This is a genomic window from Pseudoalteromonas sp. SWYJZ98 (assembly GCF_015864495.1).
Lineage (GTDB): Bacteria > Pseudomonadota > Gammaproteobacteria > Enterobacterales > Alteromonadaceae > Pseudoalteromonas > Pseudoalteromonas distincta.
In genome coordinates this window covers 109,704-130,074 of sequence record NZ_JADYXA010000002.1, presented here as the reverse complement: position 1 = coordinate 130,074, position 20,371 = coordinate 109,704, and the positions used below count along the sequence as shown (strand labels likewise).

The window sequence follows — 20,371 nt, the reverse complement described above, 5'->3', positions numbered from 1 at the left end:
AACATTCGTGATGCACATTCTGGGTAGCCGATCATACAGATCCGAGTTAAGTTTTCCAAAGCTTTTATGCCTCCTCAGTTAACACGTGCGATCAATTAACGGCAATGCGCGTAATATATTGCTGGTTAAGTTTGAACATGAAGCGATTTTTAATGTGCTAGAGAAAGCAATGAACAGATAATTTGTCTGATAGTGACGACGTAAAAAACGTCGTTCAGCACTAGCTCAATTATTGTAGTACCGTACAGCAGCTTATTTAGAATTAAAAAAATCTAATAAATAAGCGTTCATTAACATCGGCAGCGATTTTTGCTCTTAAAACGGATATTAGCGATACATCAGTATGTATTGCTCACCAACTTAATGAGCCCTACGCGCCTAATATGAATGATATTTAGTAAGATTAATATGACAGGCCGACTTCTGGGTAAAACTTGTAAACGTAGCTGAAAAGCCGACAGTTTTAGCACCATTAAGAATTTAATAGCGGTAATAATCGCTATTGTTTGCCAGCATTTAAAATACTGCATACGAAATACAGAGCCGTTCCGTTAAAGACCCAGTCGTGAGGCTGCACATTCTAAAAATAGGGACAACTGAACAGGCGAGAAAAACATCGTCATGTCAGCGACATAAATAAGTAGAGTAACAATATGAAACGTATGCTAATCAATGCAACGCAGCAAGAAGAAATGCGCGTAGCACTGGTTGATGGCCAGCGCCTTTATGATTTAGATATCGAAAGCCCAGGTCACGAACAGAAAAAAGCCAATATTTATAAAGGCAAAATCACTCGCATTGAACCATCTCTTGAAGCAGCATTTGTTGATTACGGTGCTGACCGCCATGGTTTCCTTCCTTTAAAAGAAATTGCACGTACTTACTTCCCTGCAGGTTACACTTTTCATGGTCGCCCTAACATTCGCGACGTAATAAAAGAAGGTCAAGAAGTAATAGTACAAGTTGATAAAGAAGAACGCGGCCAAAAAGGCGCAGCGTTAACTACTTTTATCAGTGTTGCTGGTAGCTATTTAGTTCTTATGCCTAATAACCCTCGTGCTGGCGGTATTTCTCGTCGTATTGAAGGTGATGAGCGAACTGAACTTAAAGAAGCATTAGGTCGTTTAGAACTACCTAAAGGTATGGGCTTAATTGTTCGTACAGCGGGTGTTGGTAAATCATTTGAAGAACTTAACTACGATTTAAAAGCACTATTAGTACATTGGGATGCAATTAAACAAGCAGCCGATAGTGCTAAAGCACCGTTTTTGATTCACCAAGAAAGCAACGTGATTTTCCGCGCAATACGCGATTATTTACGTCGTGACATTGGCGAAATTTTAATTGATAAACCACGTGTTTTTGAAGAAGCTAAAGCGCACATTGAGCGTTTTCGTCCTGACTTTATGAGCCGTGTTAAGCTTTATCAAGGTGACACGCCTTTATTTACACATTACCAAATTGAAAGTCAAATTGAGTCTGCATTCCAGCGTGAAGTACGTCTTCCTTCTGGTGGTTCAATTGTAATTGACCCTACCGAAGCACTGACATCTATTGATATCAACTCGTCTAAGGCAACTAAAGGCGGCGATATTGAAGAGACAGCACTTAATACAAACTTAGAAGCGGCCGATGAAATTGCACGTCAATTACGTCTTCGTGACCTAGGTGGTTTAATTGTAATCGACTTTATCGATATGACTCCTCCACGCCATCAACGTGAAGTAGAGAATCGTTTAAAAGATGCAGCGCGCCCAGACCGTGCTCGCGTTCAAATTGGTAAAATCTCACGCTTTGGTTTACTTGAAATGTCGCGCCAGCGTTTGCGTCCTTCATTAGGTGAAGCAAGCCAAGGCCCATGTCCACGTTGTAGTGGCCAAGGTACTATTCGTTCAAACGAATCAATAGCACTTTCAATTCTTCGCTTAATTGAAGAAGAAGCAATTAAAGACAATACAGCACAAGTAAATGCACAAGTGCCTGTTGCTGTTGCTGCTTATTTATTAAATGAGCAACGTCGTAGTGTTCATCGCATTGAAAAACATCATAAATGTGACGTAGTGATTATTCCAAATCAACATATGGAAACACCACACTATGAAGTTATGCGCTTACGTAAAGACGAAACACTTGAAACTGTAAGTTACGGACAAGTTGTTGCACCAGAGCCTGAAGTATTCGAGATGTCAAAATCTCCAAGTACGCCAGTCCGTGAAGAGCCGATGCTAAAAGGCGTGGTAATGCCTTCTACTCCTGCTCCACAAGCAGCGCCAGCTAAAGCAGTAGAGCCTGCTGCGGTAGCACAAACTAAAACTGAAGGTGGCTTACTAGCTGCTATTGGTAATTGGTTTAAGTCGTTATTTGCAAGTGAATCTGAAGAAGAGAAAAAAGAAGCTGTAGAAAAAGAGCAGCAAGAAACGCGCAATAATGCGCGTCGTGGTAACGATAACCGTCGTCGTAATAACAATCAACGTCGTCGTAATAATAACCCACGCACTAACAAGCCGCGCAATGAGCGTCCAGCCGCTGAAGAGGAAGCTAAAACTGACTCAGCAGCAAGCACCGAGACTCAAGAGAGAAACGAGAACCGCAACAAGCGCCGTCGTAATCCTAACTCTCGTAAGCGCCCAGAGCATAAAAACCAAGAAAAAGATCAAGTTAAAACTGAAGCCCCTGCAAAGGCGGAAGTAGAAACTGATTCTAAGCCAGCACAAGCTGCAGAGCCTAAAGAGCAAAAGCCTAAAGTTCGCCGTCAACGTCGTAACATACGTAAAAAAGTACGTCTGCAAGATGAAAAAGCTGAGCAAGCTAACTCAACAGAGCAAGCACCTGAGCAAACGGTTGTAACTGAAACTCCACAAGTTCAAGAGCAAGCTCCTGCTGTAGAAAAGCAAAAGCAAACCCCGGCAGAAAAAACAGCTCACATTAAAGAAGAGAAAGTTGATGTTGTTGATTCTAGCGATGAAACAGCAACTACTGAAGACGAACAAGAGCAAACACGTACACGTTCACGTCGTTCTCCTCGTCATCTTCGTGCATCTGGTCAACGTCGTCGTCGCCCTGAAGGTGAAGCAGAAGTTAAATCTGATGAAGCCCCTGCATTTATTCCAGTTGCTGATCAAGCTGCTGCAGAATACGAAGCAGAACTTAAAGCGAAATCAGAAGAAACACCGGTAGATGCGTCGCAACAAGTTGAACAAGCCGTTGCGGTTGAAGACTTAGCAAAAGTTGAAGCTGTAGAAGAGCCAGTAAAAGCTAAAGAACCGGCTAAAGCTGAAACGCCAGTAGCCACTGAAGAGCCAGTTAAAGTTGAAACACCAGTAGCAACTGAAGAGCCTGCTAAAGTTGAAACACCAGTAGCAACTGAAGAGCCAGCTAAAGTTGAAACACCAGTAGCAACTGAAGAGCCAGCTAAAGCTGAAACGCCAGTAGCAACTGAAGAGCCTGCTAAAGCTGAAACGCCAGTAGCCACTGAAGAGCCAGTTAAAGTTGATACACCCGTAGCAACTGAAGAGCCTGCTAAAGCTGACACGCCAGTAGCAACTGAAGAGCCTGCTAAAGCTGAAACACCAGTAGCAACTGAAGAGCCTGCTAAAGCTGAAACGCCAGTAGCAACTAAAGAGCCTGCTAAAGCTGAAACACCAGTAGCCACTGAAGAGCCTGCTAAAGTTGAAACACCAGTAGCCACTGAAGAGCCTGCTAAAGCTGAAACGCCAGTAATAACTGAAGAGCCTGCTAAGGTTGAAGCAAAAGTGAAAACTGAAAAATCAGCACCGCATGTTAAAACAGCGGTTACTCAAGGGTCAGCAAGTGCGCCAATGGCACAACCTATTCCTGTAGCTGATAGCGAAGTGAAACATACGTCTGTAGCAATGGCTCACGATAAACGTGAACTAGTTCCAGACAGTGGTTTACGTGCAGGTTCAATCAAACCTGCTGGTCGTGCAAGTTCTGCAATGACTAAAACAATGAGTGTTGATCAATAACTAACATTCATTTAAAAGCCCCGCTATTTAATAAATAGCGGGGCTTTTTTGTTTATATGATTTGAATAATCAAAAAAATGACTTCACGCCCGTAAAAAGCGATTTATTCACAAAGAGGTTAAGAGACGCTGCGCTTTTAGAGGTAGTAAAAAGGCTAAGTCTTGTTAATAAAGCACGACTTGTGTTTTCTCTTTCACTTCTCTTTGTGAAATAAATCTTTAAGTGGTTTTATTAGCAAAGAAATTAAATAAACAGAAGCGTTGCTTCTCGCGTAAGCAACCTTCACTACTTCAGCCGAAATTTAACACCGTGAATAAGATTAGCTTGTGTTTCTTATTTACTCCTCTTTCACTTCTCTATGTGAAATAAATCTTTAAGGTTTTTTTCCGATGCAACGAATTTATATACCGATACAAAAAAGCGCGATATAGATACCGCGCTCTTAAATCAGATTTTTAACTTAACTTGTTAAATTTACTCGCTTTCACTTTCCATAAAACGTTGTAACTGATCTTTTAAGTTTGGTGGAATACCTTTAATTACAAGCGTGTCCGTTGCCTCGTTGTAAGTTACGCGCTCACCTAAGTGTTTACGTTCAAAGCTTACACTCACACCACCACCAAGACCTGAGAACTTAACCATGCTGGTTACGGTTTTCTTATCAACAGGGAAAGTTTCTTCTAAGTCATAGCTTTGTTCTTTACAAAAACTATCAAACGGGCTGTCATCGCCTTTTGTAAGCGTTGCAGATAGCTCGCTTACGCTGGCATCTTCACCAGTTGTCACACAGTCATTACAGTAGTCAAAGACTTGTTTACGTAAATCGTCTTTTTCTGATTTATCAAATTGTTGCTCAGATAAATAATCCTCTACTGCGCTAAGCATTACTTGGCTTTGCTGTTTTGAATCAATACCCTCTTCACAACCTAAAAAGTCTAAGAAAAAGTCAGCAACTTTACGTCCAGCTCGCCCTTTGATAAATGAAATATAACGGTTGTCGTCAGCTTGTGTATCCCACGCTGTTAAATCGATACGAGCAGCAAGTTGCATGCGTGATATGTCTAAATGACGAGAAGCGGCTAAATCAAGCTCTGAGGTCATAGAATAATGCTCTTTGATGTTAATCATCGCAATTAGCATGTAATCAGTTGCAACGTACTGGTAATGACAAAATACTAAATAGCCTGTTTCACTAAATGCATACTTATCAAGCTCTTCTTTTAAAACCGTCGAGGCTTGCTCGGTCATATGCCAAAAGCCTAACTCATCATTACGGTAACTTTGCATTGCAGATGCTACAACACTGTTTTTGTCACCACTGAAAGCACAATAACCTTTACCAGGTTTACCATTGTATGCATGATGTAATTGTTCGATAAAAACGGCTACTTTATCGTTAATTACCATCTCATCATTTCGAAGGTGAATTTGCGTATCGTCGTCTTTTTTGTCTACATAGTGAACGACTAATTTTTTAACGTCTGTTGTCATCTTTGTTTTTCACGCCTCTAGTGTTAAAATACGAGAATATAACTATTTTATTGAACCAACTAATGCCAATCTTATCAAAATACTCTAATGAAGAAGTAGAACAAATCGTCGATCAGCTTATTGATGTGCTAACTAAACACAATGCGCCGGTTGATTTAAGTCTTATGTGTTTAGGAAATTCTATCACGCATATCTTAAAAGAGCATGTACCAACAGGGAAAAGACAAGCTGTAACCGAGAACTTTGCAAAAGCGCTCGCGCAGTCGGTTAAATAAAATTTATGAATTTATCGCAGCACAATCAATTTTCATCAAAAGCGAGTCAACTGCTAAGTTGGGGGCATTGGTTTACCTTTGCCAATATCGGCTTAGCCCTACTTATTAGCTTAAGCTATTTATTTGCAGACTCGCCACCTACAAGCTTTTTAGGCATTACTTATATGCTAGTTACTTGGCTAAGCCACACTAGTTTTATAGCCTTTTTAGCGTTTGTGCTGACGGTATTTCCGCTTAGTTTAATATTCCCCTACCCACGACACATTCGTGGCATGGCCGCTGTAATAGCCACTGTAGGCGCATCATTGCTTACTCTTGATGCTTATGTGTATGTTAATTTAGGTTATCACCTAAGTATATCTGCCTTACCTGAAATCATTTCATTGTTGTGGCATCGTTTAACAAGCTCTCCTGCTTTAACAACAATTTTAGCCAGTGGTATTGTTGTTGTTATTTTAGGCTTTCAGCTACTTGTGAGTAATTACACATGGCACCACCTTGAGCGTTTAAAGCAATATAAATTTGCACGTTACGCAATTTCTTTCTTAATCGTGTGTTTTTCGCTTAGCCACAGTATTCATATTTGGGCTGACGCCAATTTAAACTTTGATGTAACAAAACAAGATAATGTTTTGCCACTTTCATACCCTACTACCGCTAAAAGCTTGTTAGCTAAAAATGATCTGCTAGATATAGAAAGCTACGAGCAAGCACACAACGTAAAAATTAATAACCAAAATATTAGTTATCAAATGCCAAGCCCGCTTGAAAAATGCGAGGACTACACACAAGCCAATGTAGATATATTTGTATTTGAAACTCAACAACAACTCGAAAAGTTTGTTGCCGAGAAAAAAAACATGCACAAAACAGAGCAGTTTTTACAGCCAACAAATCATGACGATACGTTATTTAGCTTAGTGTATGGTTTACCCGCTTTTTATAAAGCAGCAATTTTAACCGAGCAGACACTCCCAGTTTGGCAAAGTCAGCGCCGTAGCATTGAAGTAACTGGCATTGAAGAACTAAGCTTTATTAATGATCAAGCACATAGCTCTAGTGCTATTCGAGTAATTAAAGCGAGTGATACCCCTACTGTTCGAGATGATGAAACACAGGTTTTTGCTTTTAGTCTTGCCAATAACAAGCAAGAAGTAGTAACCACCTCAACGTTATACAGCTCTGACAAACGTATTTCTAAAGTAGATGGGCTAATTCAACCTAGCGACTTAATTGCAACAAGCGTTGGGCAATATTTAAATTGCAAAGCTATTGCCAAGCAAACAATGCTAGGCGTTAATCTATACAAGAAAAAAGACGATATGGGCGTGAACTACTCTCAGGGTGTTGTTATAGCCTATAAAAAAGATAGGATTACCTTAATAGATTCAGATGGTAACTTTAAAAACATCTCTGCCGCTGAAGGTTTTTCTATTGAACAAGGTTTAGATATACCATTTTTAGTACAAAGTATTAAAAAGCTCAAAACCTTTACCCAATAACAGTTATCCTAACCTAGCTTGATATACCACCAAGCTAGGTTATAGTTTTATATTGTTGTTAGATATAAAAACCAAGGATGACATGTATGTTTAAAACTTCTCGTTATATTCTCCATTCTAGCTTTTTACTTATCAGTTTTTTTAGCTTTAGCGATACCACTTACTACAAATGTGTAACAGAAAAAGGCACTGTCTTTTCTCAACTGCCTTGTGACGACGAAGCAACGACTTATAAAGTTAACACAACGGGTAATCAGTATTCTGGTCCTAAGGTTGACTACACTAAACAACTAAACGAACTTGAGCGTGAAAGGCTTCTATATGGCTTACAGGCAGAGCTTCGCAGTAATAACCATAAACTAACAATACTTGATCGTAATAAAGAGCGTGCTGAATACAAACAACAAGAGCGGTTAAATCATATCTTAGCCATTGATGATAAAAAACGTATTACTAAAGACATTACTAAAAAACTAAAAGCAATTAATCAAACATATAAGAAAAACGTATCGGCTGTGACTAAACAAATTAAAATTCTCGAAAAAAAGATAGCTCAATTCCAATAAGTTACTCTTAGTTAGTAAGTAACATTTATCTTGGTTTTAAACTTAAAATAACATACCCTTAACACAATAGAGTATAAACTCTAGGGACTTTTAAGGAGTGCAAATGCAACCTCGCCATATTGCTGAATTAATTTTAACGGGTTTTAAAAGGCACTATCAGTTATTTCAAAAAACAACAGCCAAAGCCCCTCTTGCCTTTGCAAAAAAAGATTGGCAAGCAATTAATGATATCAGCCGTTTGCGTATCAGCTATTATGATGATCGTGTTAACGAAACCACGCAAGCGCTAAAAAAAGAAACCCCAACCGAACAACTCGATGAAAGCCTATGGCTTGAAGTTAAAAAGATATATCAGCATTTTTTATGTTTTCATCCCCAAGCAGAGCTCGCCGAAACTTTTTATAACTCTGTATTTTGCCGGCTGTACCATAGGCGCTATTTTCATAATGACTTTATATTTGTAGAAGCAACCTTAAAAGATGCTCCTTCAGTGCCTGTAGAAGCAGAATATAGAACATACTTTCCTGTAGTTGATGGCCTAAAACCAACAATAAAACGCATTATTAGTCATTTTGATTTTAAGGCCCCATTTGTAAATTTAGAGCGTGATATCCGCCTCCTTGTTAAAGCTTTTTATAAACAAGCCCCCGATACACATCACCAACCTTGGCAAATGCGCTTTGATATTTTACACACACCTTTTTATCGAAATAAAGCAGCCTATATTGTTGGTCGTGTTGTTTCAAAAAGTGGGGTTCAGCCCTTTATAATCGCTGTATTACACGATGGAGATAACGGATTATATTTAGATGCACTTTTAACTAAGTCATCTCAAATGCGTGTTATTTTTGGCTTTGCCCGCGCCTACTTTATGGTAGAGACTCACGCACCTTCAGCACTTGTTCGGTTTTTAAATCAACTTATGCCAAACAAAACACTTGCTGAGCTCTATAACGCAGTGGGTTTTCATAAGCAGGGTAAAACTGAGTTTTACCGAGAGTTTTTAAATCATTTATCTCACTCTAGTGATGAGTTTACAATTGCACCGGGGACTCCCGGTATGGTGATGATGGTATTTACCCTCCCCTCATTTGGCTATGTTTTTAAAGTAATAAAAGACAAATTTGGTGAGAGTAAACCCTTTGGCCGTGATACCGTATTAAAGCGCTATCAACTAGTAAAAAACCATGATCGCGTTGGCAGAATGGCCGATACCATAGAATATTCTAACGTCGTATTTCCTTTAGCGCGTTTTGATAGTAATTTACTTGCGCAATTACATAAAACAATTGGCTCATCAATGGTAATTGAGGGCGATTGGTTGATCATCAAGCACTTGTATATTGAACGGCGAATGACACCTCTTAACTTGTTTTTAGAAAATGCTGATGAAGAAAGTGTCGCCGACGCGATTGAAGAATATGGGCAAGCCCTAAAAGAAATGATTGCTGTTAATATATTCCCTGGTGATATGCTCTTAAAAAACTTTGGTGTAAGTAAGCACAAACGTATTATTTTTTACGATTACGATGAAGTTCAATACCTAACCGATATGAACTTTAGAGCATTACCAAAAGCAAAGAGCTATGACGACTATTTAATGGATGAACAAAGTTACTCTGTTGCACCACAGGACGTATTTCCTGAGCAGCTTTGTACATTTGTAATGCCAAACCCTATGTATAAAAAGTTTTTACTCAGCACTCATCCTGAGCTTATAGATGTTAGCTTTTGGAAGCAGGCACAACAAAATATAAAAAATGGTCAGGTAAGTCATATTTACCCATACCCGACAGCACAGCGCTTTATTCACCACTGGTAAGCGCTAAAGGACACACAATGAATATAAGCAAAATAGATTTAAATTTACTCGTTTACCTCGATACATTGCTTCGAGAATGCAACGTAACACGCGCTGCTAATCAATTGAGTATAACGCAACCTGCAATGAGTAATGGCCTTAAACGTCTTCGTAACTTATTTAACGACCCTATTTTAGTTCGTACCAGCGATGGTATGGTGCCTACCGAGCGTGCTTTGGAGTTACAACCCGTTATTCGTGGCATATTAATGACCCTTGAAGAAACTCTAGCTCCTAATCGAGAATTTGAGGCAAGCCAAAGTAAGCGTGTGTTTAGAATAATGGCCAGTGATTACGCTGCAAGTACATTAGCACCAAAGCTTTTAAGTAAATTGCACGAAGAAGCCCCCGATACTACTTTAGATATACTCACACCAAGTGATGTCACCTTTCATGATGTAGAAAACGGTAAAGTAGATATGGCAATCAACCGTTTTGAAAACTTACCACAGTCTTTTCATCATAAACGTATTTGGAAAGATAGTTTTTGCTGCTTAGTAAAAGCCGATAATCCTATAATTGAAAACTTTAGCCTCGACAGCTATTTAAAAGCGCGCCATATATGGGTAAGCAAAACAGGTTTTGGTGTAGGTGTGGGCATGGACCCTAAAGATGTGCAAAAACTTGGCTGGGTTGACGAAGCACTTGCTCACTTTGGTAAGCATCGTAATATTGCCACTTTTACGCGTAACTACCATGTAGCAATTCATTTAGCTAAAGAGAAAAATTTGATTGCGACCCTTCCTTCAAAAGCCGCAAATATATATTTAGATGATCCGGGGCTTAAAATTTTAGAGCCACCATTTCCAATTCCTCCTTTTGAGCTTGATATGATTTGGAGCCCACTGTTACATCGCGATGCGAGTCACATTTGGTTACGTCAAAAAGTAGCTGAAGTAGCTGAAGAGCTAAAATAACTTTATTACACAATATAATGTAAAAATTGCTAGGTTAATTTTTTGCCTGTTAACTTAGCACCCTACTGAGACAAAATTAAACCAATAAAATCAAACAACTACATAACCATTGAAACGTGGAACATACATTGCTTTTATTAAATTGAACTATACATTCATTTAATTAAAGAGGTCATTATGAACACCCATCAAGGATCAGAAGTAAATCATATTACTGACATCATTCAAGTTATGAACAGCGGCATCGATTTTTATCAAAAAGCACAGGAAAAAGTTGAAGACCCTGCTATTGGTGCACTTTTTCAGCGTATGATAGATGCCCGAAAAGTGAGTGTTGAGCGCTTGCAGCCATATGCAATTAATGAAAAAGGCGAACGCGAAGATGGCTCATCTTTCGCAGTTGAAGCACGGCGTGCGTACACAGCCCTATTGACTACTTTCACCTCACACAACGACAGCACGTATGTAAAAGAGCTTGAAGAAGTAGAAGATAAAACCCTTGAAGAAATTAAAGCAGCAATGGATAAACCGCAACCAGCTGACTGCGAAGCTGCACTGGCTAAAACATTATTAACAATGCAAAGCTGCCATGCAGAAATGAGCCGTATGCAAAAGCATTAAGCTTACATAGCTCACAACTAGAACCCAGCCTCGAGCTGGGTTTTTTATTGCCTCTAATACCAATCTACATAGTTTTTTAAGCAATTTAACAAATTGCATTACATTATAACGATGCTAAATAGACCCCATATATAAGCAGAACGGTATAAACACCACCTTATTTCACCACATTTTAAATACATAATTAGTACAAATATTTAATGTTATTAGAATGTTTATTTAACCACGCTTTATTTTTGCTGTGCTAATTTTGTTAATAGGTACCTAAAACCTTGCTGTGGCGCCGCAGCATTTAATTAAAAATAAGGTCCAATATGAAAAGCAAACTAACTAAACTGCAAAATAATGCTGATGTAGATATGACCCCGATGTTAGACATAGTGTTCATATTACTAATTTTCTTTATTGTAACTACATCTTTTGTAAAACCTGTGGCTATTGAATTAAACCGACCACTCGACAGCCCTCAAATAGATAAGCCTGTTAAAAATGCTTTATTTAGAATTGATGAAAGTAACGGAGTATATTTTTCTGGGAGGTTAATTGATTTAGAGCAAGTTGCGACTAATTTAGCGATGTTCGCGGCTAAATATGAAGTAAGTTCAGTACTTATAACAGCAGACGAAAACAGTACACATAATACTTTAATGAATGTAATGAATAATATTAAGCAATACGATGATTATTCAATAAGTTTGATTTCTAAATAAAATCAGCCCAAACTAAAACCAAAAAAAAGGGCCATACGGCCCTTTGAGTTAAATAACGAAAGGGAGAGTTGCTTAACCTAAACTCTGGCTAATAAATCTATCTCTAGCAGCTATTTTCAGCGTTAACTGCGTTGAATTTAATTGCAATAGGCCAGCTATTGACGCGTAAATTCGCCTGGTTTTCACTGAAAATCTCTGGCTACAGAAATCAAAGTTTAAATATCTTAACCAGAGTTCAGGTTATTAATTAAAAACGGTATTCTGCACCTACGTAGTAGTAAGCACCGTTAAATCCAAACGGAGCCGAACGACGTGAGTAGTCAAACACACCTGAGCTACTTATTACTGTGTTGCCACTAGCATCCACAATAGTACCTGAGCGAGAGTTACCTATTTCATTTTTATCTGGGTAAACATCGAACAAGTTATTTGCACCAATATTTACTGATAAATCTTCAGTAACGAAGTAGTTAACTTTAACGTCAGTTAAAATTTCTGCGCCATACGTTTGACGACCGCCATCTTCTACTGTGTATTCACCAAAACGATTAAGTGAGAGGTTAACAGTCCAATCATCACGTTGATAAAGCGCACTTAAGTTAATACGGTCCTCTGGTTGCCACTCTTCTATAATAGAGATATCTTCAGCTGAGAATATATCTTCTACTTTTACTGTCTCAAGGCTTGAGCCAGCAGGAGAGAACAACGATACAACATCTGTTTTGGTAAAGTTAGCTGCAAGTGTAAAATCAAGCGTGCCGCCTAAACCTTCGGTGTTCCACGTTGCTACAAAATCAACACCACGAGTTTCTGTATCAGCACCATTTAAGAAAAACTGCCCTACGCCAGCATCAGCACTGTTTAGTGCTGCATCAAGGCTTGTAGATAACCCTTTACCTAAGCGATCACTAATTACAATACGGTCGTCAATATCAATCGAGTAGTAATCAACGGTTACATTAATATTATCGGTAACGTTATACACAATACCTAAACTACGGTTTTGTGATTTTTCTTCTTTAAGTTTAGGAATTCCTAAACTTTGCGCAAGTGTTGAATCATTTCTAAATGTACCAACTTCTTCTGCAACTAAATTACCATTAGTATCAACAACAAATTGTGTGCTTACGTTATTAAAGTAAAGCTGCTGCATTGAAGGCGCTCTAAATCCTGAGCTTAATGCACCACGTAATGAAATATCGTCGGTTATAGACCAGTTACCAGCAAGTTTAAAGTTTACTGTATCGCCAAAACCTTTGTAGTTATCGTAGCGAAGTGCACCAGATAAAATCACATCTTCAATTACATAAGCTTCTGCATCTACGTAAAATGAAATTACATCACGTGACTCATCCACTGAAGACGCAGGTGATGAACCACCAAAACCTTGTGAACCACCCGATGCATCTTCAGAGCCAACACCACCACTTAAACCGCTGTAAATACTTACACCATTTAATGTGTCGTAATCGCGGTACGCATATTCATTACCTTCTAAAATACGGTATTCATCAGTACGGATTTCTGCACCCATCGCTAACGAATAATCATCAAAGTTTTGCGTAAAATCAATATTGATTGTTTGCAGTGATAATTCCATGCCGTAAGCGTACGCTTCACGTGGAATAGCTGTACGAATATCAGCTGCACTTAAGCCTTGGTCATAACGTAAAAAGTTAGCGTATGAGGCATTGATAGTGTCACTTGTAGTGTAATCAATACTATTCTCGCCATAGGTGTAAGATAAATCAAGGCTTGAATCGTTATCAAATTCAGTTTTATAACCAAAGTTGTACGAGATATCGTCGATAGTTGTGTTGATTTTTGGTAAGAAACCTAGCGGAATCGTCGCATCGTTATCTTGTAGTACTGGGTTACCGCCTGCATTTGCATTATGACGGAAAAATGCAGCCGACTCATTTTCGCGTGTTGAGTAAGTAATAAAGCCGTAAAGCTCGCCATCACCTAACTCGTAACCGGTATTAATTGTTAAACCAAACTGCTGAGAATCAGCATCACCAATTCTAAAGGTATCACGATCGGCTGTCAGCTCACGCGGATCGCCAGCAAGTAAAGTGCCGTCACTTAGTTCTGTACAACCATAAAACTGACAAGAGCCATGTAAACCGGCACGGTTAGTCGGTGCACGGTCACGGTAATTGATAGTTGTATTTAAATAACCGTCATCACCTAGCGCAAAGCCTTTATTAAAATCAAGGTTAATGGTTTCGCCATCGCCTTCAGAATATTGACCGTAGTTAATAGCCGCTTTGCCACCTTCGCTACCATCTTTAAGTACAATATTAATAACACCAGCAATTGCATCAGAACCATACTGAGCAGCAGCGCCATCACGTAATACTTCAATGCGTTTAATTGCAGAAGCTGGAATTGCATTCATGTCAGTACCTGCGGTACCACGCCCAACAGAGCCATTAATATGAATGATACTTGCTTGGTGACGACGTTTGCCGTTAATTAACACCAATGTTTGATCGGGGCCCAAACCGCGAAGTGTCGCAGGTCTTAAAGCATCAGTACCATCACTAATTGCAGAGCTTGAAAAGTTAAATGAAGGGGCGATAGACTGTAGCATACGACCAACTTCTGTTTGGCCCGTATTTTCAAGCGCTTCTGCACTTAGGATATCTACTGGAACGGGTAAATCTTCAACTGAACGTCCTGCTACACGGCTACCGACAATAGCGATTTTTTCAATTTTTTCTTGAGCGACTTCTTCTGCTGCGTTTACACCTTGCGAATTTACTGCAAGTAAAGCTGGTAATACTGCTGCACTGACCGCTGAAAGCTTCATCATGTTGTTATCATTCCTGTTGATTTGTTTGAGTTTTATACTCAGTAAACCATTTTGATCAACAACCGCATCGAGCTCAGTCCCACCTAATAATGCCTCTAGAACATCTAGCTGAGTGTAAAATCCATAAACTGAATTTGCGTCATACTGCTTTGCCAACTCATAAGAAAACACCACGGTTTGCTCTGTTTGTCTAGCATATTCAATTAAGGCTTTGTCTGCTCGCTGCGCTTTTATATCAAATTGCACCATTTGCCCAGTGGTTTGAGTTGCTGCTTGTACACTTAAACTAAAAATAGCCGGTGCAAGCACACTAAATCCACTCAATAAATGCGTTTGGTTACTGCGCAACTTATATAAACAGCTGACAAACAAAAATCCTCTATGGTTTTGTTTCTTTTTTTTAATGTTTTTTTTACGTTCAATCTCTATTGATGCAACTTTACCTAACATTAGTTTGATTTGCATAACGTCTACTTATGATTCTGTATGGTGTTTTAGCGTTACTACATGCTCACCTAAACGCTCATGATCAATCGAAAAGTTAGTTTGTAAACTTTCTAGTAAACCTTCAACGTCACCGGCTTTGAATACTCCAGCCACTTTAATACTGGCAAGCTCAGCTGATGAAAGCTCAAAACGTGTGGCTGTATAGCGGCTTACTTCATTTAAAGCATCGCTTAGCTCTTCTCCATTAAAAATAAGCATCCCGTTTTGCCATGCCAAATCGCGTTGTACGTCGTTCATTGAAAGCTGCGTAATTGGCTTTGTAACACTTTGCTCAATAACTGCTTTTTCGCCTGAGGTAACAATATTGGCATTAATTTGACGAATTTTTTTCGTGCTATTATCTGCAAGTTGATAATCTTTAAAGTCATTTGCATCAACCGCTACACTTGGATCGGTGATCATCACTTTGCCTTCAGTAACCACCAGTTCTAAATCTGATGATGTATTGCGTTGTACATTAAATACCGTGCCTAACGCGGTAAAACTTTTATCACCAGCCATAACACTAAACGGACGCGTGGCATCTTTTGCTACATTAAAGCGCCCTTCCCCACGACTAAGTAATAACTGTCTGCGACCTTTGCTATAAGCAACTTCTAGTAAGCTATTAGTATTAAGCTGCATTATGGTGCCGTCTGGCAGCACATACGTTGCTTGCTCGCCTACTTTTGTTTTGTAAATTTTAGTGTAATTAACTTTTGCAAGCTCTTGGTTGTAGCCATTTTCTAAGTTAATTAATAAGTAGCTGCATACCATTAACGCTGCAAACAAACTCGCTGCAATTGAGTAAGAAAACATCCACTTGTTTTTTGATGTTTTAGTATTGTTGCGCTGAGGAAATAAATGACTTAATTCGTTTAATACTGAAAGCTCATCCCAAAGCTGAGCAAGCTCGTATATAGAGTCTTGATGTGCAGTGCTTTGCATCATCCATAATTTAAATTGCTCTTTTTCATCATCAGTTAAACCACGATCAATCGCGCTTATCCAATCACATGACTTTTCTAAGATTAAATCTTTTGAATTAAATTGATGAACATTACTCATTCTGCGACCCTCTTAACTGATATAGGATGTGCCTGAGCTTTAGGGTTCGTTTGAGGGCTTTGCTCATGTTCACGCATGTATAACATGGTTTGTAACAATCCTTTGGCAATGTGTTTTTCAACAGTGCTTTGGCTTAACTGCATTTGGTCTGCTATCTCTTTTTGGCTCATACCGTAAACTTTTTTTAATATAAAGCATTTACGAATCGATGAGCTTAGTTGCTCAGTAGCTCTACAAAAGAGCAAAAAACGCTCTTTAGATGTGTATTCGTCTTCGAGCTTCATTGATTTGAGTAATACGGGCAATTCGTTATCGTTTTCTAACGAATCATTAAATTTATTGTCCCACTTAGCTATATGGTTGAGTGCTAGATGTTTTGCTGTTTTTAGCATATAACTGCGGGTAAACTGGATGTCTTGTTTTAAATCAGCTTCATAGCTTTTTACAAAAGTTTCTTGCACAATATCTTCTACATCGTCGGGTTGAACAATGCGCGATACAAAACGTTTGAGCTGTTTAGAAATATCAACAAATGTTGACGTGAACTTTACTTTTTTCGTCATCCTTAACATCCACCTGTTGTTATTTTTATTATTAGGGCGTGTTGGCCTTTCGTGGTTGAATTTACAGCAGTACGTTTGGTATTTAGGCAAGGCAGAGCCTGTGTAGTGTGGTTATTCCCCATAAATAGGTACATAACGCAGCATAAATGCCAAACATGCGCTGCCCTTTGAGCTCGATCTAGGGACGATTAACTCTTTGTTGCTCGGTTTTGACTTAGCCCGCTAGGTTACAAACCTCGCGCCGCGATTAAATCGTACCTAGATTGAACAAATTTCAATCCACAAAGGTTAACACGCCCCAATAGATTACGAGTTTTTGACATAAAAACAAGCTCAAATGTTAATTCTGGGTTATTTAAATGCATAGGAAGATAAATGAGTAAACTTTTAGATTATATACGACTTAGTTTCTTTGCATTCGGTTTACTACTTGGAGTGCAAATACCTGCATTTGTAAGCGATTTTGGCCAAGCACTATCAGCCCAGTTAATTGAAGCTAATAATGCCGTTGCGCCTTTTAAAAGCGATGCAGCTAAGTATTTCAATAATGATTTAAATAAGCTAATAAAACACTATCAAAATATTGGTGATGAAATTGTGAACAAAGGGGCAAGTAATATCAGTACTCTTTACGAGCGACAGCAAGATTTACAGATAGCCGTAAATAGGTTTGAGAAATCTCCGTATATATTTACTATGATCAGTGGCATGAGCGATATAAAGCAACAAGTATGGCAACGCTTTGAAGGTCAAATCATTTTGAAAAAAGACTCTATTATAGCCGCCATTGTTGCAGCCATAATTGTTGCCTTGCTTGCAGAGCTTACTGGTTATTTGTTTTTAACTGGAGTAAAACGCTCATTTAAACGCTTATTCGCAGCTCAAAAATAATGATTTCATAAAATCATAAAATACATCGGTTTTGCGGGTTGTTAAACTATTTTGCGGACGTAAAAACCAAACCGGTGCATCATCTTGTGCCATTACCCCTGGCATAACTTCAACCAAAATACCGTTTTTAAGATCTTCATTAATCGCTATTTTTGACTTAATAGCGATACCATGACCTGCAATAGCAGCTTGTGTCATATTATCGGAGTTTGAAATAGTAAAACGAGTTTTAGCATTAAAGGTATGTATTTTTTTGTGTTCGTCAAAAAGCTTTAACTGGCGTTGCCACGGCAGGCAAACCCAATAATGCTCACTCAATTGCGTTAAATTTTCAGGCATGCCGTACTTTTCTATGTAGCTAGGGGCTGCACACAGTATGCGACTATTGTTTACGATTTTACGAGAAAGTAATCCTGAGTCATTTAATTTTCCCACCCTAATTGCAACATCTTGGGCGTCATCAACCACATTTACAAAATGATCCGTTATTAAAAAATCAAGCTTTAGTTCAGGGTAAGCTTGCTCAAACTCATTGAGTTTAGGCATTACGTATTTTGAAAAAACCCAAGGCGGCATGGTCACGCGTAGTAAACCACTCACCGATGAGCTACGCGCGCCAATACTATGTTCAGCATCGTGTAGAGCTTCTATTATAGCCCCCACACGCGTATAAAATATTTCACCTGCGGGAGATAACCGTACTCGCCTGCTATCTCTAAAAACAAGTACTGTAGCAAGCTCACGCTCTAGTTTACTTAAGCGATGGCTCACCGTTGCAGGCGATAAATGCTGCTCGCGGGCAGCAGCAAGCACGCCCTTATTTTCAACTACAGCTATAAATGTTTCTAGGTCGCTTAAATTATACATAAAGATGCCATTGTGCACTTTTCAATGTTTAATATTTTCGAATGAAGCTTTCAGTATTGCAATGTTTATTTAAATATCTAAAACACTATAATTGCAAATAGTCTAATTATTGAGGTTCAATCATGAGTTTAAAAGCACAAATAGATGCCTATAATGTACAAAAAGATGCCAAATTACCGGCTGACGTTTTGGCACTAATGAACACTACAAATGAAGAGCTAATTGCACAGCATATTAGAGACAATGCATTGCAAATTGGTAAAAAAGTAGAAAACTTTAGCTTAGCCAACCATAACGGCGAAAACATTGAGCTTGCAGATTTATTAAAAAAAGGCCCGGTAATCATTAGCTTTTACCGTGGTGGCTGGTGCCCATATTGTAATTTAGAACTAAAAGCACTTAACGACTACTTACCACAATTTAAAACTCAAAGTGCTCAGTTAATCGCAATATCACCACAACTACCTGATGAAACTCTCTCAACTGCACAAAAAAACGACCTTGAATTTGACGTGCTTTCAGATGTGAGCAATAAAGTAGCTGAGCAATTTGGTTTGTTGTTTACACTTGATGAGCGTATTCAAGCGTTATATACACAATTTGGTATTGATTTTGAACACTACTACGGCGATAAAAGCTTTAAATTACCGCTACCGGCCACCTATGTGATAAACCAAGAAGGTGTTATTACATACGCATTTTTAAGCGAAGATTACACCCTACGCGCAGAACCTATTGATGTTATGACAGCACTTGAATCGGAGAATAATTAATGTCTATTTTAAAATCGTTAAAAACACTTACTCTTTCACTACTTGTGGGCACAAGCCTTGTATCTGGTTATGCAGTCGCTGATGAACCAAAAGAACAAGCAAAACCTAAAGTGCTTATTTTTGATGTAAACGAAACCCTACTTGATTTAACGTCAATGCGTACCTCTATTGGTAAAGCTCTAGGCGGACGTGAAGATTTATTACCACTGTGGTTTTCAACTATGCTGCATCATTCATTAGTAGATACTGTAAGCGGTAGTTATCACGACTTTGGGCAAATCGGTGTGGCGTCACTTCTTATGGTTGCTCAAAATAACAACATTGATATTACAAGTGAACAAGCTAAAACAGCTATTGTTACGCCTCTTTTAACGCTTCCTCCCCACAGCGATGTTAAAGAAGGACTGGCAAAACTCAAAGCACAGGGCTATAAGTTAGTAAGCCTTACAAATTCTTCAAACAAAGGTGTAAAGGCACAGTTTGAAAGCGCTGGTTTAATGTCTTACTTTGATGCGCGTTACAGCATTGAAGATATTAAAATTTACAAACCAGACTTACGTGTGTATGAGTGGGTACTTAAAAAGCTAAACGTAGCACCAAATGAAGCAATGATGGTTGCAGCCCATGGCTGGGATGTTGCTGGTGCAAAAGAAGCTGGCTTACAAACCACTTTTATAGCACGCCCAGGTAAAGCACTTTACCCATTAGCTAAAAAACCAGATCACGTTGTGAAAGATTTACATGAATTAGCCGCTCTACTTAAATAAGTACACGCTGATGAATCAATACCCAAGCGGCCAATGTTAGGATGACATTGGCCGCTTTTTTGTAACTCCCCCTAAATATGTCTTAGTGTATTTATTTTCATAATCTGTATGTTAAAAATTGAATGTAAACAAAGCATTTAGCCCGCTACGCGTTATTTTATCTGCTAGCAATTTAGTACTCACAACGCTACTATTAAATAAATACGTGG

16 protein-coding genes are annotated in these 20,371 nt (G+C 38.8%); 11 read left to right on the top strand and 5 right to left on the bottom strand.

Annotated elements, in window-relative coordinates:
- The first annotated feature begins 653 nt into the window (after nt 1-653).
- The gene (rne, locus tag I6F10_RS02250) at nt 654-3,986 is read left to right on the top strand and encodes a ribonuclease E (protein ID WP_197098355.1); all 3,333 of its coding nucleotides are present in this window, start codon (nt 654-656) and stop codon (nt 3,984-3,986) included.
- Nucleotides 3,987-4,460: 474 nt separating this feature from the next.
- Here the strand turns inward: rne and yejK are convergent, their stop codons facing one another.
- Nucleotides 4,461-5,477, bottom strand: a complete 1,017-nt coding sequence (gene yejK, locus I6F10_RS02245) for a nucleoid-associated protein YejK (protein WP_002961473.1) — start codon at nt 5,475-5,477, stop codon at nt 4,461-4,463.
- A 62-nt stretch (nt 5,478-5,539) separates the two neighbouring features.
- On the opposite strand from yejK, the gene I6F10_RS02240 reads away from it, so the two are divergent.
- The 7 genes from I6F10_RS02240 (at nt 5,540) to I6F10_RS02210 (ending at nt 11,929) form a co-directional block, all read left to right on the top strand.
- Nucleotides 5,540-5,752: a DUF1414 domain-containing protein gene (locus tag I6F10_RS02240; protein WP_002961475.1), complete on the top strand. Its 213-nt coding sequence runs from the start codon at nt 5,540-5,542 to the stop codon at nt 5,750-5,752.
- Nucleotides 5,753-5,757: 5 nt separating this feature from the next.
- Entirely contained in the window at nt 5,758-7,254 is a 1,497-nt protein-coding gene (locus I6F10_RS02235) for a DUF3413 domain-containing protein (RefSeq protein ID WP_197098354.1), read from the top strand.
- Nucleotides 7,255-7,340: 86 nt separating this feature from the next.
- Nucleotides 7,341-7,820: a DUF4124 domain-containing protein gene (locus I6F10_RS02230; protein ID WP_197098353.1), complete on the top strand. Its 480-nt coding sequence runs from the start codon at nt 7,341-7,343 to the stop codon at nt 7,818-7,820.
- 103 nt (nt 7,821-7,923) lie between these two features.
- Nucleotides 7,924-9,642, top strand: coding sequence for a bifunctional isocitrate dehydrogenase kinase/phosphatase (gene aceK / locus I6F10_RS02225; RefSeq protein WP_197098352.1), 1,719 nt, complete (start codon nt 7,924-7,926; stop codon nt 9,640-9,642).
- A gap of 17 nt (nt 9,643-9,659) precedes the next feature.
- Nucleotides 9,660-10,598 carry a LysR family transcriptional regulator gene (locus I6F10_RS02220; protein ID WP_002961484.1) on the top strand — a complete coding sequence of 313 codons (939 nt, stop codon included), beginning with the start codon at nt 9,660-9,662 and terminating at the stop codon, nt 10,596-10,598.
- A 177-nt stretch (nt 10,599-10,775) separates the two neighbouring features.
- The gene (locus tag I6F10_RS02215; protein ID WP_002961486.1) at nt 10,776-11,219 is read left to right on the top strand and encodes a ferritin-like domain-containing protein; all 444 of its coding nucleotides are present in this window, start codon (nt 10,776-10,778) and stop codon (nt 11,217-11,219) included.
- Between the two features lie 314 nt (nt 11,220-11,533).
- The gene (locus tag I6F10_RS02210) at nt 11,534-11,929 is read left to right on the top strand and encodes an ExbD/TolR family protein (protein WP_197098351.1); all 396 of its coding nucleotides are present in this window, start codon (nt 11,534-11,536) and stop codon (nt 11,927-11,929) included.
- Between the two features lie 247 nt (nt 11,930-12,176).
- On the opposite strand, the gene I6F10_RS02205 is transcribed toward I6F10_RS02210, so the two are convergent.
- The 3 genes from I6F10_RS02205 to I6F10_RS02195 are packed head-to-tail and all read right to left on the bottom strand — an operon-like array spanning nt 12,177 to nt 16,864.
- A complete protein-coding gene (locus tag I6F10_RS02205) occupies nt 12,177-15,212 on the bottom strand; it encodes a TonB-dependent receptor plug domain-containing protein (protein WP_197098350.1) in 3,036 nt (1,011 codons plus the stop codon).
- A gap of 9 nt (nt 15,213-15,221) precedes the next feature.
- Nucleotides 15,222-16,301 (bottom strand): FecR family protein, encoded by a 1,080-nt coding sequence (locus I6F10_RS02200; RefSeq protein ID WP_197098349.1) that lies wholly within the window; start codon nt 16,299-16,301, stop codon nt 15,222-15,224.
- Nucleotides 16,298-16,864, bottom strand: a complete 567-nt coding sequence (locus I6F10_RS02195; protein WP_002961494.1) for an RNA polymerase sigma factor — start codon at nt 16,862-16,864, stop codon at nt 16,298-16,300. The genes I6F10_RS02200 and I6F10_RS02195 overlap by 4 nt, the downstream gene beginning before the upstream one ends.
- Nucleotides 16,865-17,239: 375 nt before the next feature.
- On the opposite strand from I6F10_RS02195, the gene I6F10_RS02190 reads away from it, so the two are divergent.
- Complete coding sequence (locus I6F10_RS02190; RefSeq protein WP_197098348.1) at nt 17,240-17,755, top strand: DUF2937 family protein; 516 nt, start codon at nt 17,240-17,242, stop codon at nt 17,753-17,755.
- Here the strand turns inward: I6F10_RS02190 and I6F10_RS02185 are convergent.
- The gene (locus I6F10_RS02185) at nt 17,735-18,622 is read right to left on the bottom strand and encodes a LysR family transcriptional regulator (protein WP_197098347.1); all 888 of its coding nucleotides are present in this window, start codon (nt 18,620-18,622) and stop codon (nt 17,735-17,737) included. The two genes, I6F10_RS02190 and I6F10_RS02185, sit on opposite strands and share 21 nt — an antisense overlap.
- 122 nt (nt 18,623-18,744) lie before the next feature.
- On the opposite strand from I6F10_RS02185, the gene I6F10_RS02180 reads away from it, so the two are divergent.
- Nucleotides 18,745-19,395, top strand: coding sequence for a peroxiredoxin-like family protein (locus tag I6F10_RS02180; RefSeq protein WP_197098346.1), 651 nt, complete (start codon nt 18,745-18,747; stop codon nt 19,393-19,395).
- A complete protein-coding gene (locus I6F10_RS02175) occupies nt 19,395-20,162 on the top strand; it encodes a haloacid dehalogenase type II (RefSeq protein WP_197098345.1) in 768 nt (255 codons plus the stop codon). Before I6F10_RS02180 ends, I6F10_RS02175 begins: the two co-directional genes overlap by 1 nt.
- The last annotated feature ends 209 nt before the right edge of the window (nt 20,163-20,371 follow it).